Consider the following 21,282-nt stretch of genomic DNA (forward strand, 5'->3'; position numbering starts at 1 on the left):
GCTTACGGAGAACACCATGACGAACACCATGACCATCGCCTCCCCTCGCTATCAGGCGCCGAACATCGGCGTACCGAAGCACCTGAACCTCCGCGGCCTGCGGTTCATGACCGCGGGCGAAGGTGGCGACCCGGGCGACGGGGGTGCAGCTGCCGCAGCAGCGGCGGCGGCACCAGCAGCGGGGAGCGAGTACACCCCGCCTGCGACTCAGGCGGACTTCGACCGCATCATCAGCGACCGACTCGGCCGGGCCACGGCCAAGTACGCGGACTACGACGCGCTCAAGGCCGCGTCGGAGGAGCTCGCGCAGCTCAAGGCTGCAGGGCTCACCGACCAGGAGAAGGCCATCGCGGACGCTCGCAAGGAGGAGCGCGAGTCGATCACCTCCCAGACCACCGCGACGCTCGTCGGCGCCGAGGTCCGGGCCCTGGCCGCCGAGGCGAAGTTCCGCACCCCGAGCGACGTCGTTGCCCTGCTCGGCAAGGCGCTCGAGTCGGTCGCGGTCACCGACGGCCAGGTCGACACCGACGCCGTCAAGAAGCTCGTCGACGACCTGGCGACCAAGTCGCCGTACCTCGTCGACGACGGCTCGGCCAGCAAGCACCGCGTGCCCGGTGTGGGAGAGCGCGGTTCGGACCAGGTCGTCACGACCCCGGGCATGGGCACGCTGCGCGACGCCTACGCCGAGAACCCCAAGAAGTAGCCCCGGCAGGCCATGTCCCGCCGGTCAACCTGAGAGAAAGGACGAGCCGACATGGCCGTTACCCTGCCCGAGGCAGCGAAGCTGTCCGACACCAAGCTGCAGAGGGGCGTCATCGAGACGTTCGTGCAGACCTCCCCGATCCTCGACCGGCTGCCCCTGATGCCGATCGAGGGCAACGCCTACGCGTACAACAAGGAAGCAACGCTCCCCGGCGTCGCGTTCCGATCCGTGAACGAGGGCTACGTCGAGTCCACCGGCACCGTGAACCAGGCGACCGAGTCGCTGGTCATCCTCGGTGGCGACGCGGACGTCGACCGGTTCATCGTGCAGACGCGCGGCAACCTGAACGACCAGCGCGCCGTCCAGACCGCGATGAAGGTCAAGGCCGCGTCCTACAAGTTTCAGGACACGTTCTTCAACGGGGACGTGGCCGTGGACCCCAAGGGCTTCGACGGGCTCAAGAAGCGCCTGACCGGGGCCCAGGTGATCGACGCGGGCACCAACGGTGCCCCGATCCTGGGCAACGGCGCCTCCGACGCCCAGACGTTCTTCGACATGCTCGACGCCCTCGTGGCCGCGGTCCCGGGCCTGGACGGCACCAACGGTGCGATCTACGCCCCGTCCACGGGCCTGGCGAAGGTCCGCTCGGCGGGCCGTCGCCTCGGCGGTGTCGAGATGGTCAAGGAGGACATCACCGGCAAGCGCGTCCTGACCTGGAACGGGATCCCGATCCTGGACCCGGGCAGCACCGCCGCCGGCGCGCCGATCCTTCCCGCCACCGAGACTCAGGGCACCGCGGCCGACGCCGCCTCGTTCTACGCCGTGAAGTTCGGCCACGACGAGGGCGACCAGGCCGTCACGGGCCTGACGAACGGCGGCGTCCAGGTCAACGACCTCGGCGAGCTGCAGGAGAAGCCGGCCTACCGCACCCGCATCGAGTTCTACTGCGGCCTGGCGATCTTCGGCGGCAAGGCCGCCGCCCGCCTGCGCGGCGTCCTGCTCAAGTAGTCCTCTCCGGGTGCGCCCGCCCGCCGCCGGACGGGCGCACCCGACCCCTCATCACCGACGACCGAGAGGAGCGCACGATGGCGCCCCGAACCACCGCAAAGTCCAACACCCCGACCGAGGCCCCAGCCACCGCCCCAGCGCACGCTGGCACGACCAGCGAGCCCCAGGGCACGAGCGGCCCCCCGCCCGAGACCACGACGCTCGACACGGACACCACGGCCCCCTCCACGACCGCCCCCGGCGATGGTGCGGCCGACACGACCGACCCCGACGAGCGAGCGCAGTCCACGCCGACCAACCCCGGTGAGGCAGCCAAGGCCGTCGGCACCGTGAACGCCGTCACGCCCGCGCCGAAGCCCGCGACGCGCACCAGCACGAAGAAGGTGAAGGAGCGCGTCGAGCGCTACCCCGCCACCCGGCCCGACGGCACGGTCGTGACCATCGAGCACAACATCGACACCGGCGTGACCGCCGTCGTCGACGACTGACGAGAGGGGACGGCCGTGGCCACCTACGCAGGCGTCGAGGACGTGCGCAAGCGCCTCGGCCGTCCCATCGTCACCGACGCCGAGCGCGAGCAGGTCACGACGTGGCTCGAGGACATCGAGAGCCACATCCGCGGCAAGCTCAAGGACCTCGACGACCTCGTCGACTCCGGGCGCCTGGCCCGCGACTCGATCGTGCGGGCCGAAGCGACAGCCGTCGTCCGCAAGGTCGAGAACCCGCGCGGTGTCCGCTCGGAGACCAAGCAGTTCGACGACTACCAGAAGACCGAGACCCGCGACCGCGTCGTCTCCGACGGCCAGCTGCGCCTCACTGCTGAGGAGTGGGACGACCTCCTCGGGGAGATCACCCCGATCGTCCTGGCCGAGGGGTACACCATCGACCTCGGGACTCCCGCGTGACCACCCCGGCGGAGTTCCTCGCGCTCGTCGCCGAGGGCCGCGCCGACGCCGAGTCGCTCATGCTCGACACCTGCACCGTCGAGCGCCTCGGCGCCCCGGTCCTGGACCGCGTCACCGGCAAGACCACCGTGCCCCGCTTGACCGTCTACCCCGACCCCTCCTGGCCCGACGAGCACCCTTGGAAGACCGGCCGCTGCAAGGCCCAAGGCAGCAACGCCCAGGAGGCCTCACCGGTCGCCGCCGGGCACACCTTCGACGAGCAGCGCTACCGTCTCGACATCCCCGCCGCCGCGCCGCTGCTCCGCAAGGGCGACGTCGTCACCATCACCTCCGCCGCCTCGAACCCGAACCTCGACGGCAAGACCTACAAGGTCACCGGCCCCTTCGCGAAGTCGCACTCGACAGCCCAGCGCGTCGCCGTCATCGAGGAGGACTGATGACCCGGATCACCTTCGACACCTCCGAGCTCGGCGCACTCGCGGCCGACCTGACTATGGCCGGCAGCGGCATCGAGGCGAAGGTGCGCCCCGTCGTGCACCGCGGGGCGAGCAACATCAAGGCCACGATGCGCGCAGCGTTCGGCGTCAGCCGCTCATTCAAAGGCGTGACGCCGGCGGTCGACTACTCGATGGGTGGCGGCATGGTCTTCGGCGTCGGGATCATCGAGGCCGAGATCGGGCCCCGCAAGGGCTCGCCCGGCTCGCTGGCGAACGTCGCGATCTACGGCACGAGCCGCGGCGGCGGAACGGTTGCCGACCCGCAGCTCGCGCTCGACGCGGAGGAGCCCGGCTTCGTCGCGGCCCTCGGGGACATCCTCGAGGAGACCCTGTGACGACGACGGTCGACATGCTCGACCACATCGACGCCGTCCGTGCGCTCCTGGCCCCGGCGGGGCTCGACGTGCACTTCGTCGACGTCCCGCAAAAGCCTGTCTACCCCTACGTGCTGCTGTGGTGCCCGCCCGGCAACGTGCTGGCCCTCACGCTCGACGGGATCCGCACCGCGCTCGACGAGGACCTGGGCGTCACCGTCGCGGCCCTCACCCCCGAGGGCGTGCTGGTCAACGTGCGGAACGTGCGCGCTCTGCTCGACGACACCCAGCCCGCGGTCCCCGGACGCGCGTGCGAACTGCACCTGACACCCCGCTCGCAGGCCGTCACCGTCGACCGCACCGTCGAGCTCGAGCAGAGCGGGCAGCACCCGGCCTACGCGGTCGACCTGTACCGCCTCACCTCCACGCCTGCCTGAGGGCGCCCAACCTCCCCACGCCGCCCGGCGCGGGGATCTCACCCATGCCAAGGAGGCCCCGTCGTGCTGGTCCAGGCCTACGACACCCGAACCGGGCAGGAGTACCTGGTGCGCAAGGAGGCGGTCGGTCACCCGATCGTCGGCCCGCACCTGTCTCTGACCCCACCGTCCCCGCTCCCCGCGAGCGAGCCTGAGCAGCCCCCGGCCTCTTCGGAAGCCCCTGCTCCCACCAACGCCCCGGACGCCGGGGACCAGGCCGTGCAGCCGCCGGCCGCACCCACCACACGCCCCGGGCGCCGGGGCGAGAAGGAGTGACAGATGCTCAAGCTCGCTGACGGCCGCACGAGGGTCGACATCACCCTGACCGAACCGCCGGGCTACAGCGTCGGGGACGACGTCCTCGAGCTCACGCTGGCCCAGCTCACGGACCTGATCGACACCAGCGAACAGATCAACAAGCCCGACTACCGCCTGTCCGCGACCGGCTCGGCGACGGTGCCCGACCAGCCGTTGGAGAAGGAGGGGACCGCGACGACCTTCGGCGCGTCGAACTACGAGGGCAGCATCACGGTCTTGCGCCAGCTGCTGGCCACGGGGCAGGTGGACCCGGCCAAGGACACGGTCTTCACCGCGATCGGGGAGAAGGGGGTCCTGGCCTACTACCTCGAGCGCATCGGCCCGAAGGCGACCGTGCCGCTCGCGCTGGGCGACGAGGGGTGGATCTACGAGGCCATCTCGGACGACCCGCAGGAGCCCTCGGACCGCAACGGGTACGTGAAGAACCTGATCAAGCTGGGCGTCCAGTCGCGGCGCCGCTTCAAGATCGTCGCCGCCGTCGGCGGCTGACCAGTCTCTCCCCGGGTGCGTCTCACAGGTCCGCACCCGGGGAGTCCCTCCACCTGACCTGTGACCCAGCACGACTGACCTGTGACCTGCGAAGGAGAGACCTGTGAGCGAGACCCCCGAGACCCCTGCCGGCCTGACCGAGGACGCGTTCGACCTGCTCGGCTGGATCGAATCCGGCACCGTCGCCCGCCGTCAGGTGGTGATCCACAACAACCCGCGCCTGGCCGAGGAGTTCGCGGCGATCGAGGCACGGCTCGCCGAGCTCGGGTACACCGACGACGAGACCGGCGACGGTGCCGTGGGCGACGAGCCCCTGGGCGGCTCGGCCGAGGACGCCGAGATCGAGCAGCTGCTCGCCGCACGCGAGGACGTCGAGGACCGCTGGGAGGCAGCCCGCTCGACGTGGACGGTCCGCGCGGTCTCCCAGGAGGAGATCGAGGCCTCCTTCGACGAGGTGCCCCCGCCCAAGCCACCGCTGCGCCCGAAGAACTTCGACGCCGCCCCCGACAAGATCCGGGCCGCGTTCGCGGAGGCCTCGGCGAAGCACCAGCGCGCCAACGCCAAGGCGAACGAGGACCGCCAGATCGTGCTCATCGCCACCGCGTTGGTGAGCATCGAGACGGCCCGCGGCACCGCCACGAGCGTCAGCGTCGATGCCCTCCGTGCGCTGCGGTCCAAGCCGCACGGCAAGCAGTGGATCGACAAGCTCTACGCGGCCGTCGACGCGGCGACGTCGGAGGACCCTGAGGTGCCGCGCCCTACATCGAGCGGGCGCTCCACGAGCACCCAGGCCTGAGCCTGGCGCTCCGCGCCGCCCAGGCGTGGGGCGTGCGCCCGACGAAGTACCTCACCAAGTGGTCCGCGCGCGACCGCGCACTGGCAGAGGGGCACCTCCTGCGGGAGGCGTCCCTCGGCAGCCACGGCCTGCCGTGGCACATCGCCTCCGACCCGAACCGGACGTTCGCGGTCGAGGAAGTCGTCGACCACGCGGCCGCAACCCTGGAGGAGGTCCAGGAGGAGTACCGCAAGGGCGACAACCTCTCCCCGGGCCTGCGCCTACTCGTGGTCGACCAGGGCCTACGGGCGCGGCCGCTGGAACAGGACGAGGCCCGCAATGACCAGGGCTGAACCGAGCCCGACGAACACGGTCCCCAAGACCTTCAAGCCCGTGGCGTCCTGCCCAAGAAGCCCGAGCCCGGGCGCCCACACGATGAGCACCCCGAACACCAGGCACACCCAGGCTCGCTGTCGTCGGTCGTAGGCCTTGCGCCGCTGCTCGAGGTCGTCGGTCATGGCGCCATCTAACCGCACAGCGACGACAACGCCCGGGAGGTGTCATGGCCGACCGGTCCATCAAGGTCTACCTGCGCGCGGAGATCTCCGACTTCAAGCGCCAGATGGACGACGCGACCAAGGCTGCGAAGCAGGTCGGCAAGGGCGCCGAGGAGACGGCCACCCAGGCCGACACCGCCCTCGGCCGGATGGTGCAGTCCGCCACGACGCACCGCGAGTCGTGGGACGAGGTCGGCAAGAGCCTCATGGGCGTCGGCCTGGCGACCGGCGCGGTCGTGGGCATCGCTGTCGCCCGGTACGCCGAGTTCGACGCCGCGATGTCGGGCGTGGCCGCGACCGGCGGCGCCACAGCGGACGAACTCGACAAGCTCCGAGCGGCCGCGATCGCGGCCGGCGCAGACACGAAGTACTCAGCGACCGAGGCCGCGAACGGCATCGAGGAGATGGCCAAGGCCGGCGTCTCGGCGACCGACATCCTCAACGGCGGATTGAACGGTGCCCTCAGCCTGGCGGCCGCAGGGTCGATCGAGGTCGCTGACGCCGCCGCGATCGCGTCCACCGTGATGAACCAGTTCGGCCTCACGGGCCGCGACGTCGGGCACATCGCGGATGTCCTCGCGGCGTCGGCAGGCAAGGCGAACGGCGAGGTCGCAGACTTCGGCCTCGCCATGAAGTACGTAGGCCCGGTCGCAGCCCAGCTCGGCGTCTCGCTCGAGGAGACCTCCGGCACCCTCGCACTCCTGGCACAGAACGGTCTCCTGGCCGACTCCGCCGGCACGGGGCTGCGCGGAGTCATCATGTCCCTGACCGCGCCCACCAAGGCGGCGCAGCTCGAGCTCGAGAAGTACAACATTTCCGCGTTCGACAGCCAGGACAACTTCGTGGGCCTAGCATCGCTCGCGGGCCAGCTTCAGACGCAGCTCGGCGGCCTCACGGAGGCCGAGCGCTCGGCCGCCCTGGGCCGCATGTTCGGCAACGAGCAGATCACCACGGCCCGGATCCTGTACGCCCAGGGCGCCGACGCCATCGAGCACTGGACCGAACAGGTCGACGACCAGGGCTACGCCGCCGAGGTCGCCGCCACCAAGATGGACAACCTCAAGGGCGACCTCGAAGGACTCTCCGGATCGCTCGAAACGCTCATGATCGGCGCTGGGGAGGGCGCCGACGGCCCACTCCGCGCTCTCGTGCAGGGCGCCGACTCCCTCGTCGACTCCCTCGCAGGCCTCCCACCATGGGTCCAGCAGGCAGGCCTCGGGCTCGGTGCGCTCATCGCCGTGACCTCCCTGCTCGCGGGCGGCTTCCTGCTCACCTTCCCTCGCATCATCGAGACCGGCAAGGCGCTCCGCGACCTCGGCGTCATCAGCCCGCCCGCCGCGACGAAGCTCGGCTCCATCGCGGGCTCCCTCGTCAAGATCGGTGGCACGGCGCTCGCGGTCGGCGCGACGGCGGCAGCGACGGGGATCCTCGTTGATGCGCTCACGCGCGGTGACGCGGTGCCCAAGGCGAACGCGATCGCCAAGGCTGTCAACGATCTCGCCAACGGTGGGAACCTGGAGGACCTCAACTCCAACTTCGACAACTTCGGGACGGTCCTGGGGGCCTCGCGCTCGTCGGTGACCGATCTGGGCTCCGCCATGGATCAGGTCTTCAAGCGGGATGTCACCGACACGATCGCCTCCTGGACCGGTGCAATCCCCGGCGTCACCGCCTACACCGAGCTGGCCGAGGAGCGGTTCACCAACCTCGACCGGGTGATGTCGGGCATGGTGCAGTCGGGCGCTGTGGACAACGTGCGCGAAGCTCTCGGGCTGATCTACGCCGAGGCTGAGTCGCGCGGGATCAGCGTCGAGGACATCAAGACGAAGTTCTCCGAGACCGAGGACGCCCTGATCGGGGTCGACGAGGCCGCCAAGGCGGCCGAGGAGGGGGTCGCCGGCGTCGGTGACGCCGCGGCAGTCGCGACGCCTCCGGTTGAGGAGATGTCCGAGGCGATGGCGAAGTTCCTCGAGGGCGTCGGGGGCGCCGCGGGTGGCTTCCTCGATTGGTCCAAGGGGCTCGACGAGGCGAAGTACTCTCTCGGCGGCTGGCTCGCGGAGCTCGAAGCGCAAGCGGGCGCCCTGGAGGGCTGGTCGGCGAACCTTGTTCGCTTGGGCGAGCGAGGAATTTCGCAGGGGCTCATGGAGAAGCTGGCTGCGCTCGGCCCTGCTGGCGCCAAGGCGGTCCAGGATCTCGCGAACGGTACCGACGAGGAGATCGCTCGCGCGGAGGCCGCGTTCCAGCGCGGCGTCGACGCGACGAACGGGCTACAGGCCTCGCTCGAAGGCCTGTACGCCCCGCCACCGATCGTGGTCGACGTGGACACGTCGGCTGCTTCGATCGAGGCGCAGATCCTCGCCGGGGAGCTGCACGTCTTCGGCGAGTCTGTGAGCCCGTGGGAGATCACCGCGAACCGTGAGTCGGCGGCGATCGAGGCGCAGATCCTCGCGGGTGAGCTGTACGTGTTCGGTCAGTCGGTGTCGCCGTGGGAACTGCGTGCGGATCCGTCGAGGGCAGAAGCAACGGCCCGAGGGACGGTGAACGCGTTCGGGCAGATGGTGCCCGACCCGTTCAAGCTGAACGCTGACCCGTTCAACGCGAACCGGACCACGAACGCGTGGCTCAACACCCCGCGGGGAACGTCTGTCTCGGTCGACGCGGATGTCAGTCCCGCGGAACGGGCCGTCGGGCGCGCGATCGCGGCCATCAGGTCGATGACCGCGGTGATCCCTGGGATTCCCGGGGGCTTCACCGGTGGACAGGTCGGCGGCATCGCAGGCTTCGCGGCGGGCGGTCAGGTTCCGGGAACGCCTCCGTCCGATCCGACGCGCGACAACGTGTTCGCAATGACGGAGCGTGGACGTCCGCTCATGGTCCGCTCGAAGGAGTGGATCCAGCCGCAGCCCGCAGTCGAGTACTACGGTGCGGGCGTGATGCGGGCCATGCAGTACCGGCAGATCCCGAAGTCGGTACTCGCGGGCTTCGCCGCTGGCGGCTCGCCGTCGGCTCCCCAGTACGCCTACGCGGGCGCCACACAGGCACCCATCGCTGCCCCGACGCTCGACCTCACAGGCCTGCAGCTGGTGGGGACGCTCGACCTCGGCAACGGGCTGGAGGCGCGCATGGAGGCAGTGGCGGTCAGGTCGATCCGCACGTCTCAGGCTCGGAGGGCTGGCTGATGGCTGTCTCGATCACGGCGTCCTTGGTGCCGGCGGGTTCGCCGGAGCCGGTGCAGATCGTCCTTGCGGGTGTTCCTGCGGGTGTGGGGTACCTGGTGACGGGCACGACGGGCGCTGGCTCGTCGTGGCCGGTGCCCGGCGGGGTCGGGCTGTCGACGGGTCAGCAGGTCGTGCTCGTCGACAACCGGTCCGCGCTCAACGCCCAGGTCGTGTACCAGGCGGTCGTCGCGGGGGTGACCTACGTCGCGGCGCCGGTGACCGTGTCTCACCCGGGGCGGGCTGTGCTGCAGTCGCTCGACGGGCAGACGTCAGTCGACTTCGTGTGGGACGACAACGGGATGCCCCGCGACTTCGTCTCGAACACGGCGGTGTTCGACGTCCCCGGGCGCGCCCGCCCGCCGGTCCGGTACGCGCCGGGCGGGGACGGTGGCGGGGCGCTGCGCATCCGCACGAACCGACAGAACACCGTCCACATGCGCGACCTGCTGCGCTCCGGTCGCCCCATCGTCGTGCGGACGGACGGGGGCATCCGGGACCTGGACGCGGTCGACCTGGTCCAGGTCGTGGGCAAGCCGTCGAACGTCCTGTGGGCGGGCGACGGCGGGCTCTCGACCCAGCGCGTGTGGTCGCTCGAGTACGTCCTGGTCGACGACCCCGAGCCCTCGGCGGCGCTCAGCGCGTGGACGTGGGACGACTTCGACGCCGCCATGGCCACTCGCACGTGGGCCCAGCACGATGCCCTGTTCGCTTCGTCCACCTGGGATCAGTGGGACACCTACCCCTGGGGGCAGCTGCTGTGAGGAGGCGACGATGAGGGCTGGGCCACCTCAGGAGGTGCTGTCCGGGACGTGCGGGTGGGCACCGGTGGTGTCCTCGTGGCTCGGCGGTCGCCTGCTCGATGCGGACGTCCCGGTCCGGCGCGGGCGCGTGGTGGCGCAGGTCGGGCAGAGGGTCCCCGAGCGGCTCACGCTCACGGTGCCGCGCTTCGACGGGCTGCGGGACATGCGCCCCGGGGACCGGGTCGACCATCCGTTGGCCCGGTACGGGCAGGAGCTGCAGGTCTCGATCCTGGTCTCCTCGGCTGTCGACACCGACACGTGGGAGACCCGTATCGGCCGCTTCCTCGTCACCGACTGGGACGACGGCGACGACGGCACGATCACCGTCATCGCTGCCGGGCGTCTACGCCGGGTGGAGGATGCCAAGCTCACGTCCCCTACTCAGCCCGGCACGGGGGCGACGCTCATGTCCGAGGCGCGGCGGCTGCTGCCGGCGGGCATGTCCGCGGCGTTCGCCCCGGGCCTTGCCGACCGTCTGTGCCCGGCCGCGATGGCCTGGTCCGAGGACCGGCTCGCCGCGTTGCGGGAGATCGCCGACGCGTGGCCGGCGCTGCTGCGCACCGACGAGTGGGGGCAGGTCGTGTTCCGCCGGCCGCTGGCCGCGGTGCCCGTCCCGGTGCTGACGCTGCGCGATGGTGAGCGTGGCGCCCTGGCCTCGGCCGGGCGCTCGGACACCCGCGAGGGCGCGTACAACCAGGTCGTGGCCCGCTCCTCGGCGGCTGGCGTCGAGGACGTGCAGGCGATCGCGCAGCAGACCGCCGGGCCCCTGTCCGTCCATGGCCAGTACGGGCCGGTCACCAAGATCTGGTCGTCGCCGCTCGTCGTGACGACCGAGCAGGCGCTGGCAGCCGCGCAGACGATGCTCGCGTCGTCGATCTTGCCCGCGACCTCGGTCCCGGTGCGGTGCGTCCCGGACCCGCGCATCGACCTCGACGACCCGGTCGAGATCGGTCGTGACGGTGAGCGCGTGTGGGGGTACGTCACCGGGTACGACCTTCCCCTGACTGTCACCGACGGCGAGATGCGCGTAGACGTGGGGGTGAGCATGTGAGCGACCTCGATCTGCTCCTGCCCGACCCGGACGCTGCCTCCGACGACGCGCTCGTCACGATCTGCCCGTGCCACGCCGTCAACACCACGGACCGGCTCGTGCGCGTCGGCGTGCGCGGCGAACCACTGTGGCTGCCTGCCATGCCGGGCCGCTACCAGCGACGCGGCGCCTCGGGCGCTGGCCTTGCCCGCGTCCTGCTCAACCCCGGCAGCGGGCGCCCGTCGCTCGTCCTGGGGCCGATCGACCCGCTCGACCCCGTCGTCCCTGCGACGCTGACGGCTGCGACCGCGACGGTCGCGACCATCACCTGGGCGGGCAGTGCGCACTCCCTGCCGTACCTGGCCGGGGCCTACGGCGCCTTGCCGGCGCCGGTGTGGGTCTCGCTGTCGGACTGGGGCGTCCCGCTCCTGGTCCTGGGTCCCTCCGCGATCGCGCCGCCGCCCTCGCCGCCCCCGGTCCCCACCCCGCCGCCGCCTTCTGGCACGAGCACGGTCCAGGTCACCCAGACCATCGGACCCCAGTGGTCTGGGTCGTGGCGGCAGTCCTCGGGCCGGTGGGGCGACTGGAACGCAAGCCGGTACGGCGGGCGCTCCACCCTCTACCAAGGCAACGGATTCGGCTCTGGGCCGATGAAGGGGCTGGCCACCTACGGCGACCAGCTCGTCAACCTCGGAGCCATCAGCATCGACCGCGTCCAGGTCATGCTCCGCGGAGTCGGTCTCGCCGGCGCATCGGGCCCCACGACCGTGCAGGGCTCGCCCCACGGCTCCCAGCCCGGCGGCGCCCCCGCCTCGTCCGGGCCGACCGCGACCGGCGACGGCTGGACCGACCTGGACGCGGCGACCCGCAACGGCATGCGCACCGGCGCCGTCAAGGCGCTCGCCCTGGTCGGCACCCAGTACTGGGCCGTAGCCGGGGCCGGCAACGGCGACGGCATGGCCCTGTCCGTGACCTACACCCGACCCGCCTAGGAGGCGCACCCGTGTGGACCATCTGCGAGATCTGCGGCGCGCTCGTCGCCGAGCACCAGCGGCACGCCGACTGGCACGCCGCTCTCTTCGTCCCGACCCCGCCCGCGCCCTCCGAGCCCGGACCCGCCCCTGACCCGAACCCCGAGGAGGTGCTCTGATGGCAACCAGCGTCCGCAAGCACGTCGTCCCCGCGCCGCTCGAGACCCCGCGCCGCCAGACCATCAACGACCTCGCCGCCTCGATCAACGACATCATCCCCGTCGCGAACGTCACGGCCCGAGCCCAGCTGCTGGCCGAGCTCGGATGGTCGCCCTCCCCCGGACGCCCGCTGATCGTCTCGCGCGCCGACGCCTACGCTGCGGTCCGCGTAGAGATGACGACAGACGGCGTCAACTGGGGCCCGGTCGTCGGTGTCGCGCACTCCTCGACGCAGTACGTCGTCTCGGCCGACAAGAGCCCGAACAGCGCCGCAATCCCCGGCAGCGGCTTCTCCACCGTCACGGTCGGCGACCGGCTGCCCTACCCCACCCGCCTGTCGGTCACGATCGCTGCCACCGTCGGATACGACTCCGCAGCCCTCGACGCGGGCCTGCACGTCGTCCGCGACGGGTCAGTCTCCGCGATCGAGCCCAGCCAGATGATCGTTCAACCCGTGCGTGTCGACGCGGGAGCCTGGGCCGCCGTGACGCACATCGCCCACATCGACATCCCACCCATGCAGGTCTGGGCGGGCTACCTCATCGCCGACATCGCCGGCGGCTCCGGCGCGGGCGCCTACTTCCGCCTCGGCATCCAACTCACCCGAACCCCGATCCTCGCATGATCGAGGGCATCCCCCCAGGCGTCATGGACCTGTCCGGGTGGGGCGTGGTCGGGCTCATCGTCATCCTGCTCCTCCTAGGAAAGGGCGGCATCGCGTTCCGCCGCGAGGTCGACGCGGAGAAGGTCCGCGCCGACACGTGGCAGGCCGCTTGGCAGGCAGAGCGGACCGCCAGCCAGGAGAAGGACGCGACCAGCGTCGAGCTCCTGGAGAACTCGCGCACCACGGTCCGCGTGCTCGAGGTGCTCCAGGCGCAGGCCGAGCGAGGTGAGAGCCCGTGATCTTCTCCCGCCGCAAGCGCCATGAGCGCCGCCGCGCCCAGGCCGAGGCGCAGGCCGCGCTCACCCAGTCCGTCGACCACCTCCACGGCACCGTGCTCCGCGCCCAGGAAGCCCGACACGTCGCCGATCGCCTGCGCGAGCTGCAGCGCCAGAACCACTTCGCGGAGTCCATCCGCTCCGCCTACGGGAGGCCCACGTGACCGCGCTCGTCCTTGCCCTGCAGTGCCTGGCCCTGGGCGCTGCGCTGGGGTTCGTCGTCCTGTACTGGGTGCACGCGCGCTGGTGGCAGTCCCCGACCGGGCGCAACGTCATGGGCGTCTCCCTCGCCGTCGCCGCCGTCCTGGGGCTCGTCGTCGCCCAAGGCCTCGTCCCGGACTACCCCGGGCGCCGCGTCGCCCAGCTCATCGTCTACACGGCGACCGCGGCCCTGTTCGTCCAGCGCACCATCCAGATGCTGCGCGCCCAACGCCGCCCCTGACCCCACCCACCCCAGGCCCCGAACGCGATCGCGTCGGGGCCTTTGTCATGCCAGGAGGCAGACCATGTCGTGGCACCGCCCCAACGCGCCCGACGGGCGCATCACCTCGCCCTTCGGTCCCCGCGGCCCGATCGCGAACGCCCCGAACGCGAGCACGAACCACCTCGGCGTCGACCTCCGGGCCGGAACGCTCGGCATCACCAGCGACATCTACGCCGCCGCCGCGGGCAAGGTCCGCCGGATCTACAAGACCCCACTGAACGCCTGGGTGCTCGAGCTCGACCACGGCAGCGGGGTATGGACCCGGTACGCGCACATGCAGCGCGCCGGCATCGCGGTCGCGGCCGGCGACCGGGTCGCCGGCGGGCAGCGCATCGCCGCCGCGAGCAACTCCGGGGCCCCGACCGTGCACCTGCACTTCGAGGTCCTCGTCCACGGCCGTCAAGTCGACCCCGTGCCGTACCTGCGGGCCCGCGGCGTCGACCTGGCCGTCACCACCACGGCCGCCGCCCGGCCCGGCGCGAGCGGCCAGGTCACCAAGCCCACCACACCAGGGGCACCGGCCCCCATCACCCCCATCCAGGAGGACGACATGCGAGGACTGATCGAGGCGCTGTACCGGCGCTGCCACGGCCGTGAGGGATCGACCCGTGAGGTCGACGACTGGGTCATCTCGGCCGCTCAGAGCGGCAAGACGCCCAAGCAGATCGTTCAGGCGTTCGAGTCCGGTCGCGCCGAGACCGGGACCGTCGTCGCCGCTTACAACGAGATCCTCAGCCGTGGTCCCAGCGCGACCGACATCACCGCCTGGCTCAAGGACCGCCCGACCGTCAAGCAGGTCCGTGACGGCATCGCCGGCTCGGCCGAGGCGAAGGGACGTTGACCATGGCACGCCACCTCGCCACCACCACGCAGGAGCAGCGGCCCTGGCGCACGACCGTGCGCACCACGTTCCAGGCGGTCCTCGCCCTGGCCGCCCTGACCCCGTTCGCGCTCGAGGCCGTCGCGGACGGCGACCCCGCCCAGCTCGGCGGCGGAGCGGTCATCGCCCTGACGGTCGCCGGCGCGATCACCCGCGTCATGGCCGTGCCCGCGGTCAACGCGTTCCTGCAGCGCTTCGTCCCCTGGCTCGCGGCCGAACCCGCGCCCAGCGACTGACGCCAGACCAACGCAGCAAGGCACCCGCCTCGCCGCGCCAAGAGGAAGGAGTCCACATGTGGGTCAACCCCGCAGTAGGACGCATCACCTCCCCCTACGGGATGCGAACCCATCCCATCACCGGGGAGTACACCCTCCACGCAGGCACCGACATCGGCGCACCTGCCGGAGCACCTGTCTGGGCAGCCGCCGACGGAACGGTCGCCGCCTCCGGGTTCGACCCCGGCGGCGGCAACATGATCCGCATCGCCCACCCCGGCGGGATCGAGACCTGGTACCTGCACCTGACCGCCAGCCTCGTCACCAAGGGCGCCACCGTCACCGCCAGGCAACAGATCGCGACCGCCGGAGCAACCGGCAACGCCACCGGCCCGCACCTGCACTTCGAGACCCGCGTCGGCGGCACACCCCAGGACCCCGTGCCCTTCATGACCGCCCGCGGCATCACCCTCGGCGTGGGCACCCCCACGCCACCGACCCCCAACCCCGGAGGCTTCCTCATGACCCTGACCGAGACCCAACAGCAGCAGATCTACGACGTCCTGCTCGGCCCCAACGGCAGCCAGAAGATGACCGACATGATGCCGTTCGGCCAGAACCTGCCCACCTCGATCGCCACCTCGCGCAACGCCCTCCAGGAACTCCTGGACCGCACCGCACCCGTCATGCGCGGCGTCCCGATCGCCCTACGCCAGGAGATCGCCGACACCAAGACCGCCGTCCTCGCGATCAAGGCCCACCTCGGCATCTGACCAGCGAACCACGTGCCTGACCCGAGCATGACGAAGCCCCGCCCTCCTACGGGAGGGCGGGGCTGTTCGGTGCTGTCAGGCCTTGGCTTGACGCGTCGTCTTGGTAGGAATGGACATGTCCTCATCCAACTCGGCGCGCATAGCCTCAACAAGGGGATCCTGCTTCGTGGTGCCTCCGACTAGCCCGGGCTCGCGCCCAGTAAGGACCTGGAAGATCGCCGCGCGATACCAGGCAATGTAGGTGTCGAGCGCCTTCAGTACCGCCGGCCCGGCCGCCAACTGTGCGGTCACTTCGCACACATCATAGTCATGGGAACTTCGGCCGAGATCACGGTAGAAGGCGGACATCAACTTGTCTGGCGCAAGGTGCTTGCCAGTGGTGTCGTGCCATGCCGACGCCTCGTCGCCGAGCCCATTGGCCTGAGCAAGGAAGGCTACGTAGGCGGAACGGCGCAGGTCCGCTCGAGATAGGCGTCGGCCCTCTTCGCGCGCGATTCGCTCCGCGCGCCTGGTCAGTAGAGACGTCACGAGGGCGACCGTCCCTGTGATCACGACGCCGCCGAGCGCGCCGAGAAGAAACTGCATCTGGCTCCAGTCCATGTGGCGAGGCTAGCGTTCAACAGCACTATGGGGCAGGTCGGCCGACGCTGTGGGCAACGGCGGCTGGCCCCGAACGACCACGGCCCTGCCCTCCTTCGGGAGGGCAGGCCTCTTAGTTTCCCGGGGGAGGTGTGCAGATCTCACTAGGTTGGTGCGAGGATGCGTTCCATGCCTAACCGCAACGCCAACGATGTCCGCCAGCTCGCTGCCGTTAGAGCCATGCTCGAGGACGCAACGAAGGCCGCGCGGAACGCCAATGCAATGCGTGCCGCTACTGCCGTCGTACTCCTAGACGGAGTGGTGGAGCGGATCACCTACCTCGCGGCAGTCTCACGGGGCGTGACCGTCCCCCGTAACGGTGCGCTCGAACCGCTCATCGAAGGGGTTCGAGAAAAGCTCGAGGGCGTGTGGGACCTTCGAGTAGGGGCAGAGATGCGTCAGATGCACCGCGCCCGGAACATTGCACAGCACGAGGGCGTCGCCCCGGGGATCGAGAACCTCGGGGTGTGGTGCGACGCGACCCTTTCGTATGTCCGGAGTCTGACCGACGCAGTCTTCGGCACAAGCATCGACACAGTTGCCCTAACCGACGCCGTTGCCGACACGACACTGCGCACCCTCCTCGAGCAGGCAGCAAACCACCTCATGGCAGGCGAGGACGCCAAATGCGCCAAGACAGCAGGCGCCGCCGTAGCAAAGGCTGACGCCAAGTGGCGCGCCCTGCACGCTTTGGGCGCGAGCACAAACCTGTCATGGAAGGTGAGCGAGTTCCGGGACAAGGACCTTGCCCAGCGCCTCGACGATCTCGAGCGCCTCCAGTCACTGGGGACCTTCAGCCAGGACACTGCAGAATCAGCTTGGTTCATCGAGGTAACGCGCCTTCGCGAGACACTGCTGCAGCCCGGCGACGGCGAACGCGCACTCGGGTTCGCGACGGGGTGGGTGATCTCCTTCGAAGAGGCCGCGGCAACGTGGGTCCCCGACCGGTTCGAGCGGGCGCAGATCCAGGCACGCAAGGTTCGAACGGGCGACTGCGCGGCGCACATCGGCGAAGTACTGCGGGCTACTAAGCAGCAGCTTGTCGTAGAACTTGTCGACGTCCCAGATGTGGACGGGTACGAGAAATGGCGTCGCAAGGTAGGAGAGCTCGCCCAGTCCGACTTGGGCAGCTACTGGGACATCGGCGGTGACGGCGAAGCAACTCTGTACCTCGACGATTCGATCGAAATGGCACCGCAGATTGCCTTGCTGACGAGAGCGCTTGCGGACGCTGACGACGCAGTCGCCCAAGAGCGTAGCGACGCAGAGGACGAAGCGCTGGCGTGGGAGCAGAGACGTCAGGGGTTCCAAGTTGCCGTGCAACAGCAAACGAATCGCTTGGCCTGGCTGGGCGATGTGTCGATCGAACGCAGGTACACCAAAGAGTACATCGCCGTCAAGATCCGCCTGGACCTATCGCCTGATGACGATAGAGCAGCGCTCTTTGGCGCAGCCGAAGAAGCCCTTGCGCAAGAACTGAGAAGTGCGTGTGAGTCGGCCGCCCCCCTGTGGGGTGAAGAAGGTCGGGTAGATGTTCGACCCGTCTTGGAGGCTGGTACGCTCTCGGACCACCTGCGGGCCGCAGACAAGGCGGTGACGGCAGCAATCGAGAATGCACGTTCCGCCCACCAACAGCGCCAACAGGACGCGGAGAGTCTCCGCTCCGCCGCCGTCAGAGCGATCGTGGAAGCTCGCAAAGCACTGACGCGCCCCGCCTAGGCACGCGCCGCCACCGCGGCCGGGCGGCGGGGACAGCTCGGGCCATAGCGGGAGCGATCACTAGGGCCTCGCCCGCGCTGGCGGTCGCGTGCCACCAGGGCGCCCCGTGGTTCCGGGAATCGTCTAGCCTGACTAGACGACCATCGAGTTCGAACGTATGTTCGATACGCTAGGTGGGTGAGCAGACCGACCGGCAACACGCCCTTCCCCGATCGCGCGAGGACGCTCCACCCGCGCCAGCACGGCATGGAAGTCACGACGCCCGAGCGTCCCATTCCCGTGCGTGCCTGGATCGTGACCGTCAAGGGCGAAGATCTCGAGATCGACGGCGACGCCATGGCCTGGACCGCCCGCGCCGTGCGTGTGCGCTACGTCGACAAGTTCGGCCACCTCGACTCCGCGTGGGTTTGGGCCAACGCCGTCACCCGTCGCTGATGACTCGCGCACCCGAGACCCGCGACTTCTCCATGCTCGTCGTCAACGCTGGCGGCAGCCTCCTCGTAACCCAGCGCTACGACCCGCCGCACCGGGCCCGGGTCACGACGAACACCTACGGGCACGGCAAGCAGACCCACGGGCTCGACGTCGTCGCCCGCTCGGGGTCCTGGCTGTGCGTCCGCCAGTCCGCGCCCGGGTGGCCCGAGTGGCTTGCATGGGTCCCCGTCGCGCACTGCACCAGGATCTAGCGATTGCTCGCCGCGGCCCGTTGCTTCCACGCTGTCGACCGTGCGATGCGGCAGGCTCGGCACCTGCGCCGCGCTCGGTTGTCCGAGGGGAAACGGTAGGTATTCTCTGGCGTGTACTCGTGTCCGGCCGGGCAGTGCGTCTTCTCGAGCTGCCGAGCCCCGCGCGCCGACCGCTCCGTGCTCCCTGTGCGGGCCCGGCGCCGGTAGTGGATCCTGCACACGTCTTGACGCCCCACGCGTGGCCGCTCGCACCCCTCGACGCCGCACTCGGCACGTTCGGCCGGAGCGCGGAGGCGGGCCGTCTCGGCGAAGTGCTCGCGCACAAGCCCGGCCTGATCGTCGTCGAGCACCCACTGGCGGGACCCTCTCCGCCAGCCCTGCGCCGCGACCCAGGTACGTACTGTCTTCGGAGACACCCCGACCTCGTCCGCCAGCTCGCGGATCACCCACTCCCCTGCCATGGCCGGGAGCCTAGCCGACCTACCCTGAGCCCATGATCCTCCACGCGATGCTCGAGCAGACCCCCGCCGACTCCACAGGCGAGGGCGAGCGCGTCACGCGCGAGACCAGGATCGAGGCACCCACCTACGACGACGCCTGGGCCAAGCTGCACACCGAGCTCCCCGAGGGCTGGCGCGTCCTGTGGGTCCGGTCCGCCTAAACCGGACTCCGGACGGACGGGCACCTTCGCGTCCGTCCGTCCGGTGTCCGTCCGTTCACGCGGGATAGGTCTCCTGCACCAGCTCAAAACGGGCGCCGGTGTCGCGGACCTCGCGGACGATCTCGCAGACCCGCGTCCGCCCGAGCCCGAGCTGCCGTGCGATCTCCCGACCGGGCGTCCCTTCGCGCGCGAGACGCTCGATCTCCGGGCGGACGGCCTCGACCGACACGGACGGGCGGCGCGGCGGACGGGCAGTGCCCGTCCCCGTGTCCGCGTGCCCGTCCGCCTCAGCGGCGCTCGCGGCCACGGACAGCTCGTCGAGACGCTCATCCTCGGCCGCGACCGGCGGGGCGGCCTGCTCGATCTCCTCGAGCACGGCGAGGGGGTCCGGCGTCCGTCCATCCGCCGTGCCGTCCGGAGCGCTGTCCATCCGCGCGTCCGCCCGTCCGTCCGCCTCCGCAGCGCTCGCGGCTTCGGTGTCCGGTTTGGCGACGATGAGGCCGGCCGCGGTGTGCACGGCGATGAGTACGCCGATCGGGAAGAGCGCGGCGAGGGCGACCCCGACGATGCCTTGCCAGCCGCCGGGGCCGGCGTCCCAGGCGTGGGCGCCGTTCGCGGCTGAGGAGACGAGGGTCCAGAGCGTTACCCAGCTCCATGCCTGCCGGGCACGACGCTTCTCGCCGCGGGCCTGGTGGACGACGCCGGCGCCGGTGTAGGCGAGGATCGCGCCCTCGATGAAGACGGGCACGAGCCACGCCATGGCCGGGGCGATGCCGGCCCAGGCCGCGACGGCCGACAGTCCCGCGTAGGACAGCGCAGCGGACGCGCCGACGAGCGCGGCGATCAGCACCAGGACCACGGCGAGGACGGCCGTCCGGTCAGGGTTGATGCGGGCCGGGCTGTGGACGGTCGTCTGGGCGGTCATGGCGGACCTCTCGGCGTCGGGGCGGTGCGGGAGAGTCTGGGCGGCGGCGGTGGCGCTCATGCTGCGATCCGGCGGTGTGCGATGGCTCGTGCTGCGGCGATGGTCTCGGGGGTGGCGGGGCGTGCGGCGGCGTGGGCGTCGTGCTCGGCGAGCAGGCGCTGCACGGGCGAGGGGCCGCGCTCGACGGCGGGGGTGACGACGACGGGCTGGGGCTGGGTGCTGGTGGCGAGTGCGGCGAGGCGGTAGCGGAGCAGGCCCGGACCGCGGGCCCCGGTGAAGTCCTGGGCCCCGAGCTCGGCGGCGAGCGCGTGGCGGGTCCAGCCCGCGGCACGCAGCGAGGCGGCGTGCGCGCGGGCCGCGGTGGCCGTCAGGCCGACCGCCAGGGGGTGTGACCGGATCTCCTCCACCAACCCGTCGTCGGGTCGCTCCTGGCCCTGCTCGTCGTCGACGACGGGGGCCGGGCTCTGGTTGGTGGGATGGGGAGAGGGATGAGGAAGGGGATCGGGGACGTCTGCCGACACCCTCTCGTCGCAAGGCGACACCCTGTCGTCGTCTGCCGACACCACCGGGCGCGCGCTCGGGCGACCCGTCGCGACGGCGGGCCGCGTCGCGGCGATGTCGTCGGGGATCGTCAGTGCGTACCTGGTCGTCGCGCCCGTCGTGCCGGGGACGGTGATCGTGAGCCACCCGAGCTCGCGCAGCCGGCGCACGGCGCCGGCAGAGGAGGTCCGCTTGAGTCCGGTGCGCTGCTGCAGGCGCTCGACGGCGACCCAGACGCGCAGGGTGCCGCTCGAGGCGTGGTCGGCGTAGGCGAGCGCGACGATCTTCTCGGTCGTGCTGAGGTCGGATGCCCAGATCGCGTCACGCCAGGCGTACATGCGCCGCGCGGAGTCGATGGGGTTGGGGGCTGCGCCGGGGGTCGTCACCGTGCGCAGGCTGATAGCGTGTGCGTCAGCCATGAGAGGAGCCTCTATCTCTTCTGGTGGTGAGGCCCCGGAGAGTGTTACCAGCACTCGTCGGGGCCGTTCTATGTCGTTGTGGTCGTCACTGTAGCGCAGAGTTTCGGCGTCTACGACACAGC

General features: G+C 70.7%; 30 protein-coding genes. 27 read left to right on the forward strand and 3 right to left on the reverse strand.

Annotation, left to right across the window (positions count from 1 at the left end; all coding sequences use genetic code 11):
* Positions 1 to 16 precede the first annotated feature (16 nt).
* The 23 genes from JOD48_RS12440 to JOD48_RS12550 all read left to right on the forward strand — a co-directional run bounded on the left by JOD48_RS12440 (position 17) and on the right by JOD48_RS12550 (position 15,571).
* Positions 17 to 703: a hypothetical protein gene (locus tag JOD48_RS12440; protein WP_204809336.1), complete on the forward strand. Its 687-nt coding sequence runs from the start codon at positions 17 to 19 to the stop codon at positions 701 to 703.
* A gap of 51 nt (positions 704 to 754) precedes the next feature.
* Entirely contained in the window at positions 755 to 1,711 is a 957-nt protein-coding gene (locus JOD48_RS12445; RefSeq protein WP_204809338.1) for a major capsid protein, read from the forward strand.
* Positions 1,712 to 1,788: 77 nt separating this feature from the next.
* Entirely contained in the window at positions 1,789 to 2,199 is a 411-nt protein-coding gene (locus JOD48_RS12450) for a hypothetical protein (protein WP_204809340.1), read from the forward strand.
* Between the two features lie 15 nt (positions 2,200 to 2,214).
* Positions 2,215 to 2,616 carry a Gp19/Gp15/Gp42 family protein gene (locus JOD48_RS19555; protein ID WP_204809342.1) on the forward strand — a complete coding sequence of 134 codons (402 nt, stop codon included), beginning with the start codon at positions 2,215 to 2,217 and terminating at the stop codon, positions 2,614 to 2,616.
* On the forward strand, positions 2,613 to 3,053 hold the full coding sequence (locus JOD48_RS12460) for a DUF6093 family protein (RefSeq protein ID WP_204809344.1): 441 nt from the start codon (positions 2,613 to 2,615) through the stop codon (positions 3,051 to 3,053). Before JOD48_RS19555 ends, JOD48_RS12460 begins: the two co-directional genes overlap by 4 nt.
* Positions 3,053 to 3,448 (forward strand): hypothetical protein, encoded by a 396-nt coding sequence (locus JOD48_RS12465; protein WP_204809346.1) that lies wholly within the window; start codon positions 3,053 to 3,055, stop codon positions 3,446 to 3,448. The genes JOD48_RS12460 and JOD48_RS12465 overlap by 1 nt, the downstream gene beginning before the upstream one ends.
* A complete protein-coding gene (locus tag JOD48_RS12470) occupies positions 3,445 to 3,864 on the forward strand; it encodes a hypothetical protein (protein ID WP_204809348.1) in 420 nt (139 codons plus the stop codon). The genes JOD48_RS12465 and JOD48_RS12470 overlap by 4 nt, the downstream gene beginning before the upstream one ends.
* 63 nt (positions 3,865 to 3,927) lie before the next feature.
* The gene (locus tag JOD48_RS12475) at positions 3,928 to 4,179 is read left to right on the forward strand and encodes a hypothetical protein (protein WP_204809350.1); all 252 of its coding nucleotides are present in this window, start codon (positions 3,928 to 3,930) and stop codon (positions 4,177 to 4,179) included.
* A gap of 3 nt (positions 4,180 to 4,182) precedes the next feature.
* Positions 4,183 to 4,710 carry a phage tail tube protein gene (locus tag JOD48_RS12480; protein ID WP_204809352.1) on the forward strand — a complete coding sequence of 176 codons (528 nt, stop codon included), beginning with the start codon at positions 4,183 to 4,185 and terminating at the stop codon, positions 4,708 to 4,710.
* 103 nt (positions 4,711 to 4,813) lie between these two features.
* Positions 4,814 to 5,506, forward strand: coding sequence for a hypothetical protein (locus JOD48_RS12485; protein WP_204809354.1), 693 nt, complete (start codon positions 4,814 to 4,816; stop codon positions 5,504 to 5,506).
* Between the two features lie 32 nt (positions 5,507 to 5,538).
* A complete protein-coding gene (locus tag JOD48_RS12490; protein ID WP_204809356.1) occupies positions 5,539 to 5,838 on the forward strand; it encodes a hypothetical protein in 300 nt (99 codons plus the stop codon).
* A gap of 209 nt (positions 5,839 to 6,047) precedes the next feature.
* A complete protein-coding gene (locus tag JOD48_RS12495) occupies positions 6,048 to 9,221 on the forward strand; it encodes a phage tail tape measure protein (protein ID WP_204809358.1) in 3,174 nt (1,057 codons plus the stop codon).
* Positions 9,221 to 10,021 (forward strand): hypothetical protein, encoded by an 801-nt coding sequence (locus JOD48_RS12500; protein ID WP_204809361.1) that lies wholly within the window; start codon positions 9,221 to 9,223, stop codon positions 10,019 to 10,021. Before JOD48_RS12495 ends, JOD48_RS12500 begins: the two co-directional genes overlap by 1 nt.
* A 10-nt stretch (positions 10,022 to 10,031) precedes the next feature.
* Positions 10,032 to 11,111: a hypothetical protein gene (locus JOD48_RS12505; RefSeq protein WP_204809363.1), complete on the forward strand. Its 1,080-nt coding sequence runs from the start codon at positions 10,032 to 10,034 to the stop codon at positions 11,109 to 11,111.
* Complete coding sequence (locus tag JOD48_RS12510) at positions 11,108 to 12,082, forward strand: hypothetical protein (protein ID WP_204809365.1); 975 nt, start codon at positions 11,108 to 11,110, stop codon at positions 12,080 to 12,082. Before JOD48_RS12505 ends, JOD48_RS12510 begins: the two co-directional genes overlap by 4 nt.
* Positions 12,083 to 12,093: 11 nt before the next feature.
* Positions 12,094 to 12,240: a hypothetical protein gene (locus JOD48_RS12515; RefSeq protein ID WP_204809367.1), complete on the forward strand. Its 147-nt coding sequence runs from the start codon at positions 12,094 to 12,096 to the stop codon at positions 12,238 to 12,240.
* The gene (locus JOD48_RS12520) at positions 12,240 to 12,905 is read left to right on the forward strand and encodes a hypothetical protein (RefSeq protein WP_204809370.1); all 666 of its coding nucleotides are present in this window, start codon (positions 12,240 to 12,242) and stop codon (positions 12,903 to 12,905) included. The genes JOD48_RS12515 and JOD48_RS12520 overlap by 1 nt, the downstream gene beginning before the upstream one ends.
* Positions 12,902 to 13,183: a hypothetical protein gene (locus JOD48_RS12525; RefSeq protein ID WP_204809372.1), complete on the forward strand. Its 282-nt coding sequence runs from the start codon at positions 12,902 to 12,904 to the stop codon at positions 13,181 to 13,183. The genes JOD48_RS12520 and JOD48_RS12525 overlap by 4 nt, the downstream gene beginning before the upstream one ends.
* Positions 13,180 to 13,383 (forward strand): DUF7620 family protein, encoded by a 204-nt coding sequence (locus JOD48_RS12530; protein WP_204809374.1) that lies wholly within the window; start codon positions 13,180 to 13,182, stop codon positions 13,381 to 13,383. The genes JOD48_RS12525 and JOD48_RS12530 overlap by 4 nt, the downstream gene beginning before the upstream one ends.
* The gene (locus tag JOD48_RS12535) at positions 13,380 to 13,661 is read left to right on the forward strand and encodes a putative phage holin (RefSeq protein WP_204809376.1); all 282 of its coding nucleotides are present in this window, start codon (positions 13,380 to 13,382) and stop codon (positions 13,659 to 13,661) included. Before JOD48_RS12530 ends, JOD48_RS12535 begins: the two co-directional genes overlap by 4 nt.
* A gap of 64 nt (positions 13,662 to 13,725) precedes the next feature.
* Positions 13,726 to 14,544 (forward strand): M23 family metallopeptidase, encoded by an 819-nt coding sequence (locus JOD48_RS12540; protein WP_204809378.1) that lies wholly within the window; start codon positions 13,726 to 13,728, stop codon positions 14,542 to 14,544.
* Between the two features lie 2 nt (positions 14,545 to 14,546).
* Positions 14,547 to 14,819: a hypothetical protein gene (locus tag JOD48_RS12545; RefSeq protein ID WP_204809380.1), complete on the forward strand. Its 273-nt coding sequence runs from the start codon at positions 14,547 to 14,549 to the stop codon at positions 14,817 to 14,819.
* Between the two features lie 56 nt (positions 14,820 to 14,875).
* Positions 14,876 to 15,571 (forward strand): M23 family metallopeptidase, encoded by a 696-nt coding sequence (locus tag JOD48_RS12550; protein ID WP_204809382.1) that lies wholly within the window; start codon positions 14,876 to 14,878, stop codon positions 15,569 to 15,571.
* A 75-nt stretch (positions 15,572 to 15,646) separates the two neighbouring features.
* Here the strand turns inward: JOD48_RS12550 and JOD48_RS12555 are convergent, their stop codons facing one another.
* A complete protein-coding gene (locus JOD48_RS12555) occupies positions 15,647 to 16,171 on the reverse strand; it encodes a hypothetical protein (protein WP_204809384.1) in 525 nt (174 codons plus the stop codon).
* Positions 16,172 to 16,339: 168 nt separating this feature from the next.
* Here JOD48_RS12555 and JOD48_RS12560 point away from each other — a divergent pair, with 168 nt between their 5' ends.
* The 4 genes from JOD48_RS12560 (at position 16,340) to JOD48_RS12575 (ending at position 19,276) form a co-directional block, all read left to right on the forward strand.
* Positions 16,340 to 17,929 carry a hypothetical protein gene (locus tag JOD48_RS12560; RefSeq protein ID WP_204809386.1) on the forward strand — a complete coding sequence of 530 codons (1,590 nt, stop codon included), beginning with the start codon at positions 16,340 to 16,342 and terminating at the stop codon, positions 17,927 to 17,929.
* 177 nt (positions 17,930 to 18,106) lie between these two features.
* Positions 18,107 to 18,364, forward strand: a complete 258-nt coding sequence (locus tag JOD48_RS12565) for a hypothetical protein (protein ID WP_204809388.1) — start codon at positions 18,107 to 18,109, stop codon at positions 18,362 to 18,364.
* Complete coding sequence (locus tag JOD48_RS12570; RefSeq protein WP_204809391.1) at positions 18,364 to 18,615, forward strand: hypothetical protein; 252 nt, start codon at positions 18,364 to 18,366, stop codon at positions 18,613 to 18,615. The genes JOD48_RS12565 and JOD48_RS12570 overlap by 1 nt, the downstream gene beginning before the upstream one ends.
* A gap of 493 nt (positions 18,616 to 19,108) precedes the next feature.
* Positions 19,109 to 19,276 carry a hypothetical protein gene (locus tag JOD48_RS12575; RefSeq protein WP_204809393.1) on the forward strand — a complete coding sequence of 56 codons (168 nt, stop codon included), beginning with the start codon at positions 19,109 to 19,111 and terminating at the stop codon, positions 19,274 to 19,276.
* Positions 19,277 to 19,331: 55 nt separating this feature from the next.
* Here JOD48_RS12575 and JOD48_RS12580 read toward each other — a convergent pair whose 3' ends face one another.
* Both JOD48_RS12580 and JOD48_RS12585 read right to left on the reverse strand, forming a co-directional pair.
* Positions 19,332 to 20,261 (reverse strand): DUF2637 domain-containing protein, encoded by a 930-nt coding sequence (locus JOD48_RS12580; protein WP_204809395.1) that lies wholly within the window; start codon positions 20,259 to 20,261, stop codon positions 19,332 to 19,334.
* Positions 20,258 to 21,160, reverse strand: a complete 903-nt coding sequence (locus JOD48_RS12585; RefSeq protein ID WP_204809397.1) for a hypothetical protein — start codon at positions 21,158 to 21,160, stop codon at positions 20,258 to 20,260. The genes JOD48_RS12580 and JOD48_RS12585 overlap by 4 nt, the downstream gene beginning before the upstream one ends.
* Positions 21,161 to 21,282 lie beyond the last annotated feature (122 nt).

This window comes from Oerskovia paurometabola (assembly GCF_016907365.1).
In the GTDB taxonomy this organism is placed as follows: domain Bacteria; phylum Actinomycetota; class Actinomycetes; order Actinomycetales; family Cellulomonadaceae; genus Oerskovia; species Oerskovia paurometabola.